The organism is Planctomycetia bacterium (assembly GCA_016795155.1).
GTDB lineage: Bacteria > Planctomycetota > Planctomycetia > Gemmatales > HRBIN36 > JAEUIE01.
Map to the genome: position 1 here is coordinate 187,743 of JAEUIE010000005.1, position 17,201 is coordinate 204,943.

Here is a 17,201-nt window from a genome sequence, read left to right on the forward strand (position 1 = left end):
TCAGTTATTGCACTGTTTTGCCGGGAAGTTTGTATTTCTCGAAGAAATTCCAGATACGTTCCGTTGCATCAAAAGTTTTAATCCGTTTTCCAAGCACTTCTTCGGGTACACCCACATCGCGTCCGCCGGGCCAATGATGGCCTAAACCAAACAGTCTTGAGTAGATGAACTGCGAGGAATCAGCGACTCCCAGCTTCATGTCTTCATAGGCATCGTCGTGGTGAAGTGTTTCCAGCACCGGTGTAAAGTGACTGAGTTCAGCCCATTGCTGCAGTGATTTGAGTACAGGTGGCCTGGTAGTGGTGTCGCCTGTCCAGGGGGAGACAATCTGGCCACCTTCCCAGGGTACGAGTGGATCTTCCGAGCCGATGAGATAATAAGCGGGAATAGGTCGTGGTGGTGAGCCGGATTTCAAATAGGGAAGTGCTGCAACCGGGCTGATGGCGGCAAACAGATTGCCGGCTTCCGCAGCCAGCCTGAACGTGAGCCCCGCACCATTGGAGAATCCGGTGGCGTACACCTGGTCAGCAGCAAAATCAACCAAAGAAGGTAACTGTTTCAGGATGGCTTTCACAAAGCCAACATCATCGGCATAGCCTGTGGGTGCAGCAGTGAATGTAGTATCCAGATTCCACAGTTGTGGGTTGAGTCGAAAACTTGGTTTTTCTTCGCGGTTGGGTGGAGTGCCTTCCGGGGCAACCACAACGAAGCCTGATTTTTCAGCCTGGTAAAGCCAGCGGCTATGGAGCAACATGATCTTGCCTGTAGCGCCTGCACCATGAAATGCAAGTACCAGAGGATAAGGAGGCTGACCCGTTGTCGGCAGGTACAGATGATAACGCCGTTCGCGCCCCTGATGTTGGATGATGCGTTTGTGCAAGCCTGGTTCTAATGATGATTTCATAATCATTTCTGCTACTTGACCCTGCTACGTTCACATGCTAACTTCATGGCTCAGTTCTATTCTTATTCTTACAAGTTTGAGGAGAAGTTATGCGCCGAACTTGGGTTAGTTTATTTGCCTTGCTGGCAATAGCAGGCACCACGCTTGGCTTTGTCGCTGAAGATGCCAAGTACACCACCAAAGAAGTGATGAATAAGGCTCAAAAGGGTGGCCTGATGAAGAAGGTGCTGGAAGAGAAGGCGAGTGCTGCCGATAAGGCCAAACTCGTCGAATACTATGAGTCATTGCCTAAGCACGAACCCAACAAGGGTGATGCTGCTGCATATAAGAAGCTGACTGAAAATATGGTGACTGCCGCCAAGGCTGCTCAAAAGGGTGAAGCGGGCTGGAAGCAGAAGCTTCAAAAAGCAGCTGCCAACTGCAAGGCCTGTCACGATCTTTATAAGTAAGCAGTACACTCGAACGGTGGACTGTTTTCACTAACTGTGTAGTTTAATAGATGTATGACCTGAGTCATTTCGGCTCAGGGGTGTCAGGATGTTCAAGGAGATATTCTCATGCGTTATGCACTCGCTGTGGTTTGCCTGATTGCTTGCCTGGGTTTTGTTGTCGCTGAAGACAAAGCAGTGACACTCGAAGGCAAAGTCTGTTGTGCCAAGTGTGAACTTGGCAAAGAAAAGAAATGCATGACCGTGATGGTCACTAAGGAAAAGGGCAAGGAAGTAATGTATTACTTCGATGCTGACAGCAACAAGAAATTCCATAAGGACTACTGCTCAGGCAGCACTGACGCTAAGGTCGTTGCCAAGGTGAGCGAAAAGGACGGCAAGAAGGTTGTCGCGGTAGAGAAAATCGAAAAGAAGAAAGACTAATGTCGTTTCTTGATCACCAACCCCTGGAATACCCAGGGGTTGTTTTTTTACGATGCAGGATTCGCTTGTTGAGTAGTCTGTGCGAGTTGCTTGCTGCGTCGCCATTCTGACCAGACAGCGTAGAACATCGGCAGCACAGAAATAAGAACGATTGCCAGGATGACATACGAAAAATTGTCTTTGACAAAAGGCAGGTTGCCAAACCAGTATCCTGCCAGGGTCATGCTGAGTACCCAGAGAAATGCCCCAAAGACATTGAACAAGCCGAACTTGGCATATTTCATTTTGCCAATGCCCGCAACGAATGGGCCAAAGGTTCTGACAATCGGTACAAACCGGCACATCACAATCGTCCAGCTTCCCCACCGTTCATAGAAGTCCTGAGCGTAGAGCAGATGTTTCTTGTTGAGCAGCCAGGATTTTTCCCAGCGAAAAACCTTGGGACCAAGGAAATAACCCACTGAATAGTTGACAGCATCGCCAAGAATAGCCGCGACAATCATGAGTGTAATGAGCAGCCAGATATCCAGTGGTGAGCCGGGTGAAGCAGCGAGTGCGCCGAGTGCAAACAGCAGCGAATCGCCGGGAAGAAACGGTGTTACTACCAATCCTGTTTCGCAGAAGATGATGGCAAAGACCACGACATAGAGCCAGGGACCTAAAGTCGCTGCCCATTCGTTGAGGTGTTTATCGAGATGCAGGAAAAGATTAAGAAGTTCATTGAAACCAAAATCAGCCAATAACATGCTGCGGATTCCTTACAGTTCAGTTGGCAAATCATCCATGACTTGAATAAGGTATCCGAGCCACGATTTCCTACAAGTCGAGTTGTCGTTCATGCCTTTGCGTGCTTTACCTGCCATCATTTTCAGCCTGTTTTTTCTTGTTGCTGCTGGTGGAGTTGAACAGTCAACGAATCCCACGCTGGATAGCGAGATTGCCCAGGCTGTACAGGAGGCCATGGCCAGCAGGCAGATGCCCGGCGCTGTTGTTCTTGTCTGGCATCAGAACCAGATTCTTCTCCATCAGGCTTATGGCTACCGTTCCTTAATCCCTCAAATCGAGCAGATGACAACAGATACCATTTTCGACATGGCTTCCATCACCAAGCCCATTGTTACTGCAACTTTAGTAATGCAATTAGTTGAACAAGGCAGATTGAAGTTGGAGGATAAGGCCAGCAAGTATCTGCCTTCATTCACAGGGCATGGCAAAGAAGATATTACCCTGCAGCAACTGATGCTGCATATCAGTGGCTTGATTGCAGACAATGCCCAGGAGGATTACGAAAAAGGAGAGAAGGTTGCATTCGAAAAAATCGATGCTTTAAAACTGATTAATAAGCCGGGTGAGAAGTTTGTCTACAGCGATGTAGGGTACATGGTGCTGGGGCGCATGGTGGAAGGTATTTACAAGAAACCTCTCGAGGTAATTGCCCAGGAACAGATTTTCGAGCCACTGAAAATGAAGCAGACTGGGTATCGCAGAATCAGCAAGTCGCAAGGTTCGGTGCAGCAGTATGCACCCACCGAACCGGAAGATGGGAAGATGATGCGGGGTGTAGTACACGATCCGCGGGGCAGGGCACTTGATGGTGTGGCAGGCCATGCCGGCTTGTTTTCCACCTCTAGCGATTTTCTGACATTTGCCATGATGATTATGCAGGGCGGCGGAAAGATCATGAAGCCGGAAACAGTACAGCAACTGATCAGGCCACATCATCTGCCCGGTGGAAGAATGCGATCGCTCGGCTGGGATATGGATACGCATTATTCGGTGCCCCGGGGCGATGCCTTCCCGCTGGGGTTGAGCTTTGGTCACACGGGTTTCACAGGCCCTTCGGTATGGATCGATCCGACAAGCCAGACCATTGTTATCATCATGACAAATCGGGTGCATCCCGATGGCAAGGGCAATGCCACGGCAATGCGACGGGCTGTCGCCAACATTGTGGGCAGGTATTTGACCAAGAAACCGACACGCAGCCCGGTGCTCGCGGGCATTGATGTTATTCGCAAAGAGAATTTCAAAACGCTGGAGAATAAACGCATCGGGTTGCTGACCAATCATACAGGCCGTGGCAGGGAAGGCACTTCCACCATTGATATTCTACACTCAGCCACCAAGGTCAAACTGGTCGCTCTCTTCAGCCCGGAGCATGGTATTCGTGGCGATGTCGATGCAGCAGTGGCTGATGGCAGGGATCAGTCAACAGGGCTACCTATCTACAGTCTGTATGGCAAACAGAAGAAGCCGACTCGTGAGCAGCTACAGGGGCTGGATGCAATAGTCGTTGATCTGCAGGACATTGGCTGCCGGTTTTATACCTACATCACCACGCTGGGGTATGTGATGGAGGCTGCAGCAGAAAGTAATGTCCAGGTCATTGTGCTGGACCGCCCCAATCCGTTGGGTGGAGAGGTGGTGCAGGGACCGGTCAACGATGCAGATAAACCGTCATTTGTGGCTTATCATCCGCTGCCACTACGGCATGGGATGACCATTGGCGAGATTGCCTGGCTGATTAACGTCGAACGAAATTACTCTGCCAATTTACTCGTGTTCCGCATGGAAAACTGGGACAGGGATATGGCGTATGATCGTACCGGATTGCTTTGGCGGAACCCTTCTCCGAATATGAGGTCATTGAATGCAGCTTGGCTGTATCCGGGCGTTGGACTGCTGGAAACTACGAACCTGAGTGTAGGGCGAGGCACCGATAAGCCTTTTGAGATGATTGGTGCACCGTGGATCGATGGAGTTCGCTGGGCTCAGGAATTGTCGCGAGAAAGTGTAGCGGGCATCCGGTTTGTGCCTTGTGAATTTAAGCCCATCAGCAGCGTTTACGCCAATAAGACCTGCCAGGGTGTGCAAATCGTGATGGAGGAGAAAGGCAAGGTGAACTCCATCCAGTTAGGCTTTGCTCTGGCGGTGACACTCAAACGATTGTACAGCCAGGAATGGGAATGGAAGAAAATGCACACTCTTCTGGTAAACGATGAAATGATGAAGTTGCTGGAAGACGGAGCCAGCGTGCAGAATATGTTGGAACTAAGCGAAAAGAACCTTGAGGCGTTCCTCAAGGTTCGTCAGAAATATCTGCTCTATCCGAAGGATTAAGCTTTAGTCACTGATGATTCTGTTCATGATCCAGCGATCCATGTCGCGGAACATGGCAGGCATGACTTTGTGGCAGGTATTGTACGATTTGAATGTAACATCCATGCCTGCGGTGTAGAGCAACTTGTGGTCCTGCTTGGCTTGAGCCAGTGGTATTTCAGCATTCTGCTCGCCATGGCCAATGAACACGGGTAGTTCACGTGTCTGGCTTAATCGCCAAAGTGGGCCATTCTTAGGCAGCTTGCTGTTGAGGGCAATCACGCCAGCGTATTTGTTGGGCTGGCTGAATGCCAGTCGGTAGGCCTGCTTAGCGCCTTCACCAATGCCTGCCAGGAAAATGCGATCAGCATGCACGGGTAAACGGTCGTAAGCATCCGCGATGGCAGCCAGGGTGTAATCTTCGAGTTCAGCAGATAGACCTGCATCGCTGTTCCACCCGAAGCCTTGTCGGCAATCCTTACGGTACAGAGGTACAGTACCACGCAGTGCCATGCAGATGTAGTTGCGTCGGCTCAAGTGGGGCATTACTCGTTTGATTTGCTGCTCATTGTTTCCTTCGCTATGGAGGAAGACAATGAGTGGATATTCGTAAGTGGAAGTGAAGCCGGTCGGCATGAAAGTCAGGCAGCGATGAGCGCGGTTAGTTTCCACCACGGATTTGTAGAAGCCTTCATCAATGTGAGGTTGGTGGCAGATGGTGACAGGACTGGACCAGCGAGTATGAGTCATGAGAGGGTCTTTCTGTCAGTCAAAACGGGCAATCCGATTATTCCGATAGTATGACGGAAAACGTTGCCGATCTTGGATTTGCGTCGACAATTCCTCAAGCGGCTGGCTAAGTCTACTGTTGCGTTTTAAGAGTGTCAACGCGGGCTGCTCGAAGGCAGGCCAGAAAAAAGGCCAATTTCGCCTTTCATGCACCGTGCGCATCGGTTGGGGAATCTGCGGAAAGCAACGAAGGAATGAGAAGCAGGGAAAACTCTGACGGTTAGTTAAACTTTGACGGCATCCCGTTCGTTATTATCGTTACAATTTATGACTTGAGTATGAACAAACGAATCGGACCTCGTTTGCATCACGCCGAAAATCGGTTCGAAATAATCATGCTGGGGCATGAAAACGTCGTTCTGAACTCTAAACTAAGTGCATAAATGTATACTACTTTGTATCTTTCTCGAATACATCGAGTGTAGTCTGACGTAGAAGCTGTTCGCCTAGTGCCACAGCCCGTTCCTCGCTCCATTTTTGATCGATCACAAAGCGCTGCGACAACACTTTTGCCAGGCATTTCCTGTAGATGTTGAACTTGGGCAGGATGAATTCCAGCTTGTAGGCATCAGAGTAATATCCAATCTGTTTGTTGGCAGGAACAGCTTCCAGGCGGAGTGTCAGATCTGCTTCGATCAGCGTGGGGATATTGGTATACCACCAGTGGCCACTGGTGTAGACGTTGGGGAAGATCCAACTGTAACTGGCCAGTTCCTGGTTCTGCCTGCTGGTGAGCACGGAGATGCAGAACTTCACTTCGGGAAACGAATTGAAAAGCGGCGCGTACTGGATCAGTGACGTACGCTGGTCAAACAAATCCTGTCCCTGGTAAACTCCATTCCGGTACACCTGGCGATTCACGCCGATCATCAGATCGAAAGGTAACCCGAAAGTGCGACAATGGTGTGTCAGCAGCCAGAAGATACCGGCAGCAGTGACTTCACGGTTGCCTTCCTTCATAGACCGGGAGAGTTCTGCTTCACTGACTTCATGTGGAGTGAAATCGGGTGGAAGGGATATCGCACAGGCCCGGGCACCATGACTGATGAAATCACGAAACAGTACTTCAAAAGCACGTTTCAGACTTGTAGCATCACCCACTTTCATCGCTGTCTTTTTTTGCAAGCGTTCCTGCACGGCTGGTTGATGCCAGTGGAAAACCAGATCATCGGTACGCAGGCAGGGCACATAGCGGGCGGTGTCGAATTTAGACAAGTCATCATCGAAGGCATTGGTCAGATAGACCTTTTGCAGGTTGGTAATACCGATAACCTTTTCCACCCAGTCAGGCTGATTCAGTTGTTTGTCAGCCTGTTCCCAGAGTTTGTCGGCATCTTTTGGAGTAATGCGATCATGTTTCCAGCCGAAGAAGGTTTGACACAATTCCACAAACCACGACCATTGCACGGTGTTTTCAAAACGCTGAGCATACTGCAGGATGGCTTTAACCCGTTCTTGTGGCGGAGTATCTTTGGATAACGGCTGATGGCTCATGCCTGCGGAATGTGCGAGTTCCGTGTAATAATGGTAGCCGAGCAGATCATCGAGACTTTTCGCAACAGGGGCGTGGGGATCGATATGCGAATGAGGATCAATCAGTGGAATGGCAGCCAGCACCTGCTCCAGCCGTTGCATCAACGCGGTTTCGGGCATGGCATACACCCATTACAGTTGTTTGCGGAACTTGGAAGCGCCGAGGTAGACGATGACGATGGACATGGCCCACAGCACGAAAGTATGCGTCTTCAAATCGGCAATACCTCCGCCCCGCAGAATGATGCCTCGGGAAGCATCAATCATCCAGGTGGTGGGAATAAGCTGAGCCAGGTACCAGAAGAACAGAGGCATGGAATCGAACGGGAAAACATAACCGGAAAGGAAGATGGAAGGCAGCACGGTGCCGATAGCCATTTGCTGAGCCGCTTCGCGCGTGGTGGCCTTGGTGGAGATAGCCAAGCCCATGCCTAACATCGCCAGCAGAAAGGGAAGGAAGATGGCCAGTAGCGTGGTGAACCAGCCGTTGATCGGTACCTGAAACACCGTTCGCATCAGGAAAGCGACCAGGCAGAATTCGATATAGGTGACCAGTACATAGGGAAACATTTTGCCGAGTATCAGTTCCAGTGCTGTTACAGGTGTCATAAACAGTTGTTCGATGGTGCCGAACTCTTTTTCACGCACGATGGCATTGGCGGATAAAGTTACAGCCATCATCTGGCACATGACGACAAGTAAGCCGGGAATGAAGAAGTTGGCAGACCGGGTATCGGGGTTAAAGAGTACCTGGGGACGGCTTTCGACGGGTAATGGTCTGTCGCCCAGCACCTGAGCCAGTGATTCGCGCAGGGCCAAGGCGTTCGAGACATTGATGATTTCACCAGCGGTGCTCGATTCGGAGCCATCCACTTTGATCAGTATCTGGGCTGTCTGTCCGCCGAGCAGACGCCGGGAATAGTCTTCCGGTATCTTGATGGCTGCTCGGGCTTTGCCTGAGACAATCCAGCGATGTATTTCCTCATCCGAGAAGACCTCTGCGACGATTTTCACATCGTGAGTGGTTTTGAATCGCTGCAATAGTACGTAGCTTTCCTGGGTTTTGCACTGATCAAACACGACGGTGCGCACATCACGCACATTGGTGTTGATCGCATAGCCCAGCATGAACATTTCGACGACGGGAATAAACAGCGTGAAAAAGAGAGTAGCTGGATCACGCAGGATGTGAATCAGTTCCTTACGGCCTACCGAGGCTATGCGCTGCAGCGATTGTAGCATGGGGAATATCTTATGTACTGATCCCCGCTTTGCGTTCACCTTCTCCGCGCAGGGCATCCTGTTGTTTGGAAAGAGTCACGAACACATCTTCCAGAGAAGGTTCCGCGGGGTGGACATCGTAGCCTTCACCCACCAGGCCCAGGTCGCGAGGCTCCAGTTGTTCATCGACCAAAGCGTGGAGGGTTAAGCCAAACAGGGTGACATCGCGAACGCCGGGCATGCGTCGCAGTGAAGTGAACAGGGTGGTACTGTTGGGGGCAACGATTTCCCACCGCTTGGTGCCAACAGGGTTGACGGCTTCGAGTTGTTTGAGTTCACCCGGTGTTCCCAGTGTCAGCATTTTGCCCAGGTAAATGTAGCCCACGCGAGCACAGCGTTCGGCTTCATCCATGTAATGCGTGGTGACAAAGAGAGTAATGCCCTGGGCAGCTAACCGGAAAAGCAAGTCCCATAAATCACGACGGGCAACCGGATCGACACCCGCAGTGGGTTCATCAAGAAAGACCAGCAGTGGACTGTGGAGCAGAGCACAGACCATGGCCAACCGCTGTTTCCAGCCGCCTGAGAGTTTGCCTGCAATGCGATCGAGATAGGGGCCGATGCCGGTCAGTTCGATCAGTTCATCCTTGCGTTGTCGGGCTTCTTCTTTGCCCAGCCCGTAAATGCCGGTGTAGAAATCCATATTCTCCTGGGCAGTAAGGTCCTGATACAGGGAGAACTTCTGCGACATGTAGCCAATCTGTCGGCGAACTGCTTCAGCTTCTTTACTGACATCTTTGCCAAGTACGTTTGCATGGCCTGAAGCAAAAGGGATCAGGCCACAGAAAGCACGAATCAACGTGGTTTTACCGGAGCCATTTGGCCCCAGTAAACCGAATACTTCTCCCTTACTGACCTGCAAATCAACTTTGTCAACAGCGACAAAGCTGCCGAACTTGATGGTTCCCTGCTGCAGATGGATGACTTGGTCCATGGAATGGATTAAGGCAGCTCCATGGAGAAATCAGCAGTGAAGATTTGTGAGCCGGGCATGCGGCCATCGCGAGTGGAAGTCCACATGAGCTTCTTGCCATCGGGGCTGAAGACAGGAAGGACATCAGCGCCAGGAGCAAAGGTGACACGCTTTACTGCCTTGGTGTCCACATTCATGACGTAGAGATCGTAGTTGGGTCGGACGGAAGGATTGGAATGGTCAGCACCAGAGTAAATAATGTGCGTACCATTGGGATGCCAGTAAGGGCACCAGTTCACGCCATCGTTATTGGTGAGTTGTCGCTCGCCGGTGCCATCGGCATTGATGACGTAGAGCTGCAAGGCATCTTTCTTTTCGCGATCAGCACGGAAAATGACTCGTTTGCCATCGGGTGAAAAGAACGGGCCGCCGTTATAGCAATCTTTGGTTTTGGTGAGTTGGCGGACATTGGAGCCATCAGCATTCATGATGTAAAGATTCAAATGCCCATCGCGCTTGGAGCAGAAAACGATCTGCTTACCATCGCTGGAGTAGCTGCCTTCTGCGTTGTATTCGGGAGCATCGGTGAGGAGTTTGAGTTTTCCGCCATGAATATCTGACGAGTAGATTTTGATGTTCGGATCGAAATCCCACTGATAACGACGGCGACGGCCCATGCGCTGGTCTTCAGCACGCATGGTCTGTTCTTCCTTGGCTTCCTTTTCGAAAGTCTTGGTGATGTGGCCACTGGCAAAGATAATCATGTCGGGATGCAGAGGATTAAAGAAGCCACAGGTGGTTCGGCCAATACCGTTGCTGACTCGCCAGGCTTTTTTGGTAGCCAGATCCATGACGAACATCTGGTAGAAAGGATTGGCACCACGCTCTTCGGCCTGGAAGATGATGTGCTTCATGTCGGGGGAGAAATACGATTCCCCGGCACGTACATAATCGAAAGTGAGCTGTTCGATATTCTTGAGAAAGGCAGTTTCAGATGACTTCCAATCGGCAGGTGGCTGGCTGCAGGCGTTTGAGAGCGTTACTAAGAAAGTTATGCCCGCTAAGGCGAGAGATAGCGATCGCATGGAGGCTCCGGTGAGTAGGATCCAGGTGAGTTTCTGACCTAAGTTAGCCCAAAAATAACTATGCGGTGAATTGGCACAGTTAGCGTAAGTACACGCAAACCGTGGCACCCGACCCGCATAACTTCATATTCGTAGGCCCTTGTTTATAATACGAAACAGGAGGCTTTCTGGATGATACGTGCGGCACAAGAACATGAGATAGCTCTGGTGCGTACGCTCTTTCTGGAATACGCACAGAGCCTGGGGTTCAGTTTGTGTTTTCAGGGCTTTCAATTGGAACTGGATGAACTTCCCGGCCGCTATGGGCCGCCTCGTGGTCAGTTACTGTTGGCCTTCAATGGCGATGATGCGATGGGAGTAGTAGCTCTCCGTACTCTGGATGAAAACACAGCTGAGATGAAAAGACTCTACGTACGGCCTGAGTATCGTGGTCGAAAACTGGGGAGACATTTGGCACAGGCTATTATCGACGAGGCCAGGCAACTGGGGTTTCAGTCCATCAAGCTGGATACCGTTCCGACGATGGTGGAAGCCAGGAAGATGTATGAATCCATGGGGTTTGCAGAGATTGCACCCTACTACGACAATCAAGGCAAATCCATCTGCATGGAACTACCCCTCACCTCTGATCTGGATCAGAGGTGAGATCATAGACGGGGAGAGGAAACGTTAGGTTTATTTCTTCTTGCTAACCATGCTTTCGCATGGACCACAGCAAATGGGCATGCCACCCATGGTGACACAGCAAACACAGCCGGTAACGCAGCAGTTGCAGCAGCAATCAGCACAGCACTGAACTACCTGGCAACAGGTTGCATCGCCTGTGGTGCAGCAAATGCAAACACCGTCAGCAGTTTTTTCAACGGTACACATGCAACAACAGAAGTTGACACAACAAACCATCTGCCCATTCATGGTAACGTAGCAGCCAACCATCTGGCCTGCCTGCATGGCACAGAGATTCTGTACCAGAGAGGTGGCCATCGCATCGCTGCAGACGCAATGGATTTTTACGCCGTTCGTCACCTTTTCCATGCGTACCGTGCAGCGAGGCACCATCAGCATGTTGGGCATCATGCTGGGCATGGCAGGCATGGCGACTGGCATCGTGGGGACAGGTGCACCTGACATAGGCATTCCGGAAACGCCCATCATCGTGCTGCGATCCATAGTCATGGGATTGACCATAACTCGAACTCCTTTTCGCGAGCCTGCTGGAGGGAACTGAGCAAGCCTTCCCTTGGCTAGCCCAGCCAGAGACTCATTATGTTGCCTAAAGTAACGATTTTAACAGGTATATGCTATCCCTATCCTGCCAAATTCACTTAGCTTAACGCCCTTGGTCAACTTGGGGCTTGAGAAAGGGGGATATTAACACAGTGCGTTACAGGATAACGCATTCGATATTGGTCTACGCGAAATGTGCTTATTGAACATCACGGAGCTGCACTGCATGTCACGTCGATTTCAGGATTATCCGTGGCAGTCAGCATCGATGCCGATTCCTGATTCTAACCAGGAAATGCCTGCATTTTCAGCTATTTCGATCCAAGCCGCGTCTCCCCATGTGCAGCAAGCCTGGCAGGCTCTTTACCATGCCGCCTGGGCTCATGCCGCAGAGCAGGCCTTGAAGGCTGCCAAACCAACCAGATATCAACGTCTGGTGTATCAGATTTGTTTGAATTGAGCCTGGCTGCTGGTTCACTTCTGCAGTTGACATTGCGTAGCTTGAGAAACTGACTATAAGTCAAGCTGGATAAACCCAAGCTGCAGGGAGGCGGCTCAGTGCCCTTGCGTATTCATCAGTTTGCTCCCGATCCGGGAACTACCTGGGATCGACTGGCCTATGCTCGCAAGATTGTTCGAACGGAAGCCACGGCCTTGGGCATGGTGGCAGATCGTTTGAATGATCACTTTCTCGAAGCAGTAGACCTCGTCTTTCGCTGCACTGGCCGCATTGCCCTGACGGGGACAGGCAAGTCAGCCGACATTGCTCAGAAAATTACTGGCACGTTGAATTCCACCGGCACTCGTGCTTATCTGCTCGATGCCACTAAGGCCATGCATGGCGACCTGGGCATGGTGGCACCACAGGATGTGGTCATAGCGCTTTCGCACAGCGGTGAAAGTGAAGAGATCATTCGCCTGTTGCCCAGCCTTAGGTCATTGGCCCATGCAGTCATCGGATTGACTTCCAACAGCACCAGTACACTGGCACGCCATGCAGATGTCGCCATTGTCATTGGTCCGCTCGATGAAGCCTGCCCGCTGAAACTGGCGCCTAGCACCAGCACGACGGCGATGGCAGCGGTAGGCGATGCCATGGCCTTTGTCCTCAGCGAAATGCGGCACTTTGGAGCGGAAGATTTCGCCCGGTTCCATCCGGCAGGCAGTCTGGGTCGCAAGCTGATGAAAGTGGATCATGTGATGCGACAAGGCAATGCGCTGCGAACGGCATCCTGCGAATGTACGGTCAGGCAGGTTTTTTCGCAGAGCAGTGTTCGAGGGAGACGCACCGGTGCAGTGCTATTGCTGGATGAACAAGGCAGGCTAGCTGGCATCTTTACCGATAGCGATCTGGCGAGACTTTTTACGGAAAGACGTGATCATGCACTGGATCGTCCTATTGTCGAGGTGATGACGCATAGCCCTATTACAGTTCGCACCAGTTCCAGGCTGCTGGAAGCCATCGAGATTTTTCAACAACGAAAGATCAGCGAATTGCCGGTAGTGGATGAACATGCCCGTCCTGTTGGGCTGCTCGACATTACTGATCTGATAGGGCTGGTGCCTTTGGAGGAAGAATTAACAGCTCCGCTTGAGGCGGTAGCCTGATCTGCGTGCTAATAACCCACACGAAACACCATATGACCCTGGCACAACGCTGCAGATTGATCAACGCCTTGATTCTGGATGTGGATGGCGTCCTGACTCGCGGAGACATTGTGTACGGCGAACAGTCTGGCGAGATCAAGCATTTTCATGTCCGAGACGGCTTTGCCATCAGCACCTGGATTCAACGAAACAAGAAGATCGGGATACTCAGTGGCAGACAAAGCCAGGTCACCCTGAAGCGTGCACAGGAATTAGGCATTGAACATGTAGTGCAGGGACAATCGGATAAAGTCCCTGGGTTTCATCGTCTAATGGAACATTGGAAAACTGACAAGTCTTCTGTGGCTTATGTAGGTGACGACATTCCCGATGTTGCCATCATGAAACAAGTCGGGCTTGCCATAGCACCGGCCGATGCGTGTATTGAAGCACGTATCAGTGCACATGCCATCACACGCCAACCAGCTGGACGAGGCGCCGTGCGGGAAGCGATTGAAATGATCCTGCAGAGTCAGTCGCAATGGCCTGTGATGTTGCACGAAGGGAGCATCGCATGAGACCACGTCGATTGCTCCTGATGCTGTTGGGCTTTCTGTTCTGCTTTGGCGCCTACCAGGTCTATTCCTTTTTCCTGGGACATTTCGATGGCCTGCCTCCATTGCCGATGGAATACCGGCCATTGGCCAGCCAGTCAGTCAGCCCGCGTGAGAACAATGATGAACGGTTCAATGAAAACAAAAAGCACGAAAGAGCCAAACTGCTGGAAAGGGCATTTGGGCCTCGTTGTCCGGAACTGAGCCGGAGCAGGAACATTGAAATAGGTAAGCCTGAAAGCAGAACGGTCTTTGCGTTTGATGAATGGACCTTGGAAGATGGCATTCTGCGCATGACCAATGTCAGCCTGGCCAATTTCAAGAAAATCGCTGCCGAGGGATCACAGCCTGAAAAGGAAGAGATACTCACTCTGCAAGGCGATATTGCAGTCATCAAGTTCAATCAACCGGTTAAGAACCTGTTTGATCTGAAGCCCAGCGTGAAACCGATTGCTGGTCACGTTGAAGGGGAAGAGATCAAACTCACTCACAATCATGGCACGCCTGACAAGCAGGATGACATCACGGTTTACTGCAAGAAACGCATTGATTTTGTCGATGAACAGCGGCGTGTATGGTCGGATGGCAAGGTGCTCGTGGTGTATGCCTACCCGCCGGAAGCGAAATTCGAAGGCATTGGGCTGGAAATCATTCTGGCCAATGAGCTGGTGAATAAGACTGCAGACAAGAACAAGAGTAAGCAGGAATCGCACGCGCTTGGCATCAGTACGGTCAAATCGATCCGTCTGGAAAAGGAAGTGGAGTTCAATTTCTTCAAGTTGCAGGGTGGGTTGCTGGGCAATGCTCCGCAGGCAACAGATAAAATCACGCCGGCTGCCAATTCAACCAGCCAGCCCATGGTCATTCGCTGTGCTGATGCGTTCACTTACGATGTTCAGAACCACGTAGCCGTATTCAATACCAGAGTTAATGCACTGCGACATCGCAGTACGGTAACACCCAAGGGAACCACGCAACAATACGACGAACTCGATGCGGATGAGAAACTGGTGCTGGAACTCATGCCACCAGCCAAGGAAACCAAATCACCAAGTAATTCACTGGAAGAAGCGGGCGGACAGTTTGAATTGAAAAAAGCAGTAGCCACCGGCAAGAATGTTCGGATAACCGCCAACGAAGATGGCAAAGGCAACGGGCTGCATGCAGCGGGCATCGAGTTTGTTTGCGATTATGTTGCCAACGAAGTTCGCCTGCGTGGGCAGGAACAGGTAACTGCCCGCATGATGGAATATGACATCGTTGCTCAAGGAATCGTGAAAATCCTGCTGCCTGAAAAAGACGCACGTGATAAAGACCCGCGTGGCCTGATGATTCAGGGGCCTGGTGAAATACGATTGCGGCCGTCTACGACAAATCCCGATCCTTACACCCTGGCGAGTTGGAAGCGGGAGCTGCAATGGCATCGCTTAGCGGAAGAGCATCGCATTGAACTATATGGTGATGCCGTGCTCACGCACGACAAGCATGGCCGCATGGCGGGCGAACAGGTGAAAGCCTGGCTTGCTGCTGATACCAACAAGAAAGCAGATGAGAACAAAGCCGCGCAGAACCAGCCACTCAATACCGAACGGCTGAATGGCCGTCTGAAACGGGTCGAAGTTGATCAGCGTGTCAGTGTGTTCTCCACGAAGCTCGTGATCCCGCAGGCCAGACGTTTAACATTAAATTTCACAGAAGCGGCTGAAGGTACTGAACTGCCAAAGCCTGTTGATCCCTTTGATACTGCATCGGCTCCGGGTAAGACCAAGCCAGGCCTGTTAGGCAAGCCCGAAGGCGCGAATCCATCTCCAACCAGGCAGCCTGCACCCGTGCTGACATTGCATGCGGAAGAAATCGATGGCGATATCCTGGTGATCAGTGATAAGCAACAGGTCCTCAGGAGACTGGAGGCTCGTGAAAACGTCCATATCGAGCGAAAATCTGATCCAGGCAAACAGAATGGCATCGATCTGCGTGGGCAGCGACTGGAAATGTCGCTGCAGGGACAATCGGATCAGTATCGCATGAAGTTGTTTGGAACCAAAGCGACGATTCTCACCGAAAAATTTGAACTCGAAGGTCAGCAGATTGACTTGGATCAGGCCGAAAATCGGGTCACTATTCCCGGACCGGGCAAATTCAAGTTCTATACGGATCGAGATTTCCAGGGTGGTACATTGCCCAAGCCTGAAAAGGTAACATTCCACTGGAATGAAAAGATGGAGTTTGGCGGTCGGGCAGCACAATTCGTCGGTGATGTGCTGGCAGAGAAGGGGGACAGGGAAAAGGGAATCATCACGCTTAGCTGTTATTCCATGACCATCATGCTCGATAAGGTCATCTCCCTGTCAGGCAAAGAAGAGAAGGGCGATGGCCCGATGCCGGGGCTGGAAAGCGTGGTTTGCATTGCCAAGCCATCGGATACTCCAGGACGACTGCATTCGGTGCTGATCGAGCAGCGTATTAACCCCAGCCCCGAGAATCCGCACCGCCATATTATTCGAATTGAAGGCGTTCAGGTGGTGTTTGATAACAGCCGCAAAGACCATGAAATCATCAAGGTCTATGGACCGGGCGAAGTGAATCTGGTGCGTGCCGGTAAGAATCAGTTGGCCGGTCTCGGCAATCCGGTTGCCAACCTGTCCACGGGCCAGGCGAACAAGCCAGATGACGATGCTTTACACATGAAACTTACTCGCGTGACATTTCAAAAGGAAATGGAATACCGCAAGAACGAAGGCAAACTACGGTTCTGGGAAAACGTGAAGGCGTTTCATGTTCCCGGTGATGATGTCGGCATGCCGCTGGATGAAAAGCGACTTCCCAAGGAAGGTGTCTACATCGCCAGTGACAAGCTGGAAATTTCTGCGGTACAATCGCAATTCAACAAGAACACCACCTTGCATGAAATGAATGCCAAGGGCAACACGGAAATGCGGCCTAATCAGACCTCGTATGTGAAGGCTGATGAACTGACCTTCAGTGAAGAAAAAGGTATGGTGGTGATGCAGGGACTGGCAGGAAATGATGCATTATTTTACAACCAGGCCAGACCCGGAGCATCATTCCAGGTACAGCGAGCCAGGGCATTCAGCTACAATATGCGGACTAAGGAACTACGAGGCGAAGACACCAAATCATTCCAGTTCAAGTAGTCTTGGAAATCAGCGAACCAGTTAGACGAATGCCAGTTCTGCATATATGCTGATAACACCAGGACAGATAGCTCAGCTGGTAGAGCGAAGGACTGAAAATCCTTAGGTCGCCGGATCATACCCGGCTCTGTCCACTGCAAAA

16 protein-coding genes and 1 tRNA gene are annotated in these 17,201 nt (G+C 51.2%); 10 read left to right on the plus strand and 7 right to left on the minus strand.

Features of this window, described 5'->3' with window-relative positions:
- Window positions 1–4: 4 nt before the first annotated feature.
- Window positions 5–904: a hypothetical protein gene (locus JNJ77_02835; GenBank protein MBL8821496.1), complete on the minus strand. Its 900-nt coding sequence runs from the start codon at window positions 902–904 to the stop codon at window positions 5–7.
- A gap of 89 nt (window positions 905–993) precedes the next feature.
- Here JNJ77_02835 and JNJ77_02840 point away from each other — a divergent pair, with 89 nt between their 5' ends.
- Both JNJ77_02840 and JNJ77_02845 read left to right on the plus strand, forming a co-directional pair.
- Entirely contained in the window at window positions 994–1,353 is a 360-nt protein-coding gene (locus tag JNJ77_02840) for a hypothetical protein (GenBank protein ID MBL8821497.1), read from the plus strand.
- 108 nt (window positions 1,354–1,461) lie between these two features.
- Entirely contained in the window at window positions 1,462–1,776 is a 315-nt protein-coding gene (locus tag JNJ77_02845; GenBank protein ID MBL8821498.1) for a hypothetical protein, read from the plus strand.
- Between the two features lie 47 nt (window positions 1,777–1,823).
- On the opposite strand, the gene JNJ77_02850 is transcribed toward JNJ77_02845, so the two are convergent.
- Window positions 1,824–2,522 carry a DedA family protein gene (locus tag JNJ77_02850; protein ID MBL8821499.1) on the minus strand — a complete coding sequence of 233 codons (699 nt, stop codon included), beginning with the start codon at window positions 2,520–2,522 and terminating at the stop codon, window positions 1,824–1,826.
- Window positions 2,523–2,613: 91 nt separating this feature from the next.
- Between JNJ77_02850 and JNJ77_02855 the strand changes: the two genes are divergently transcribed.
- Window positions 2,614–4,896 (plus strand): DUF1343 domain-containing protein, encoded by a 2,283-nt coding sequence (locus JNJ77_02855; GenBank protein MBL8821500.1) that lies wholly within the window; start codon window positions 2,614–2,616, stop codon window positions 4,894–4,896.
- Between the two features lie 3 nt (window positions 4,897–4,899).
- Here the strand turns inward: JNJ77_02855 and JNJ77_02860 are convergent, their stop codons facing one another.
- The 5 genes from JNJ77_02860 to JNJ77_02880 all read right to left on the minus strand — a co-directional run bounded on the left by JNJ77_02860 (window position 4,900) and on the right by JNJ77_02880 (window position 10,476).
- The gene (locus JNJ77_02860; protein MBL8821501.1) at window positions 4,900–5,625 is read right to left on the minus strand and encodes a hypothetical protein; all 726 of its coding nucleotides are present in this window, start codon (window positions 5,623–5,625) and stop codon (window positions 4,900–4,902) included.
- 429 nt (window positions 5,626–6,054) lie between these two features.
- Window positions 6,055–7,317 carry a glucuronate isomerase gene (locus JNJ77_02865; protein MBL8821502.1) on the minus strand — a complete coding sequence of 421 codons (1,263 nt, stop codon included), beginning with the start codon at window positions 7,315–7,317 and terminating at the stop codon, window positions 6,055–6,057.
- 12 nt (window positions 7,318–7,329) lie between these two features.
- A complete protein-coding gene (locus tag JNJ77_02870) occupies window positions 7,330–8,439 on the minus strand; it encodes an ABC transporter permease (GenBank protein ID MBL8821503.1) in 1,110 nt (369 codons plus the stop codon).
- A gap of 10 nt (window positions 8,440–8,449) precedes the next feature.
- The gene (locus tag JNJ77_02875; GenBank protein ID MBL8821504.1) at window positions 8,450–9,412 is read right to left on the minus strand and encodes an ABC transporter ATP-binding protein; all 963 of its coding nucleotides are present in this window, start codon (window positions 9,410–9,412) and stop codon (window positions 8,450–8,452) included.
- 8 nt (window positions 9,413–9,420) lie between these two features.
- Window positions 9,421–10,476 (minus strand): PD40 domain-containing protein, encoded by a 1,056-nt coding sequence (locus JNJ77_02880; protein ID MBL8821505.1) that lies wholly within the window; start codon window positions 10,474–10,476, stop codon window positions 9,421–9,423.
- 171 nt (window positions 10,477–10,647) lie between these two features.
- On the opposite strand from JNJ77_02880, the gene JNJ77_02885 reads away from it, so the two are divergent.
- The 7 genes from JNJ77_02885 (at window position 10,648) to JNJ77_02915 (ending at window position 17,193) form a co-directional block, all read left to right on the plus strand.
- Window positions 10,648–11,121 carry a GNAT family N-acetyltransferase gene (locus tag JNJ77_02885; protein ID MBL8821506.1) on the plus strand — a complete coding sequence of 158 codons (474 nt, stop codon included), beginning with the start codon at window positions 10,648–10,650 and terminating at the stop codon, window positions 11,119–11,121.
- A gap of 304 nt (window positions 11,122–11,425) precedes the next feature.
- The gene (locus tag JNJ77_02890) at window positions 11,426–11,704 is read left to right on the plus strand and encodes a hypothetical protein (GenBank protein ID MBL8821507.1); all 279 of its coding nucleotides are present in this window, start codon (window positions 11,426–11,428) and stop codon (window positions 11,702–11,704) included.
- Between the two features lie 225 nt (window positions 11,705–11,929).
- Complete coding sequence (locus tag JNJ77_02895) at window positions 11,930–12,163, plus strand: hypothetical protein (GenBank protein ID MBL8821508.1); 234 nt, start codon at window positions 11,930–11,932, stop codon at window positions 12,161–12,163.
- 200 nt (window positions 12,164–12,363) lie between these two features.
- Window positions 12,364–13,311, plus strand: coding sequence for a KpsF/GutQ family sugar-phosphate isomerase (locus tag JNJ77_02900; protein MBL8821509.1), 948 nt, complete (start codon window positions 12,364–12,366; stop codon window positions 13,309–13,311).
- A 32-nt stretch (window positions 13,312–13,343) separates the two neighbouring features.
- Window positions 13,344–13,868, plus strand: a complete 525-nt coding sequence (locus JNJ77_02905) for an HAD hydrolase family protein (GenBank protein MBL8821510.1) — start codon at window positions 13,344–13,346, stop codon at window positions 13,866–13,868.
- The gene (locus JNJ77_02910; GenBank protein MBL8821511.1) at window positions 13,865–17,059 is read left to right on the plus strand and encodes a hypothetical protein; all 3,195 of its coding nucleotides are present in this window, start codon (window positions 13,865–13,867) and stop codon (window positions 17,057–17,059) included. Before JNJ77_02905 ends, JNJ77_02910 begins: the two co-directional genes overlap by 4 nt.
- A 61-nt stretch (window positions 17,060–17,120) precedes the next feature.
- Window positions 17,121–17,193 (plus strand) — tRNA-Phe (locus JNJ77_02915).
- Window positions 17,194–17,201 lie beyond the last annotated feature (8 nt).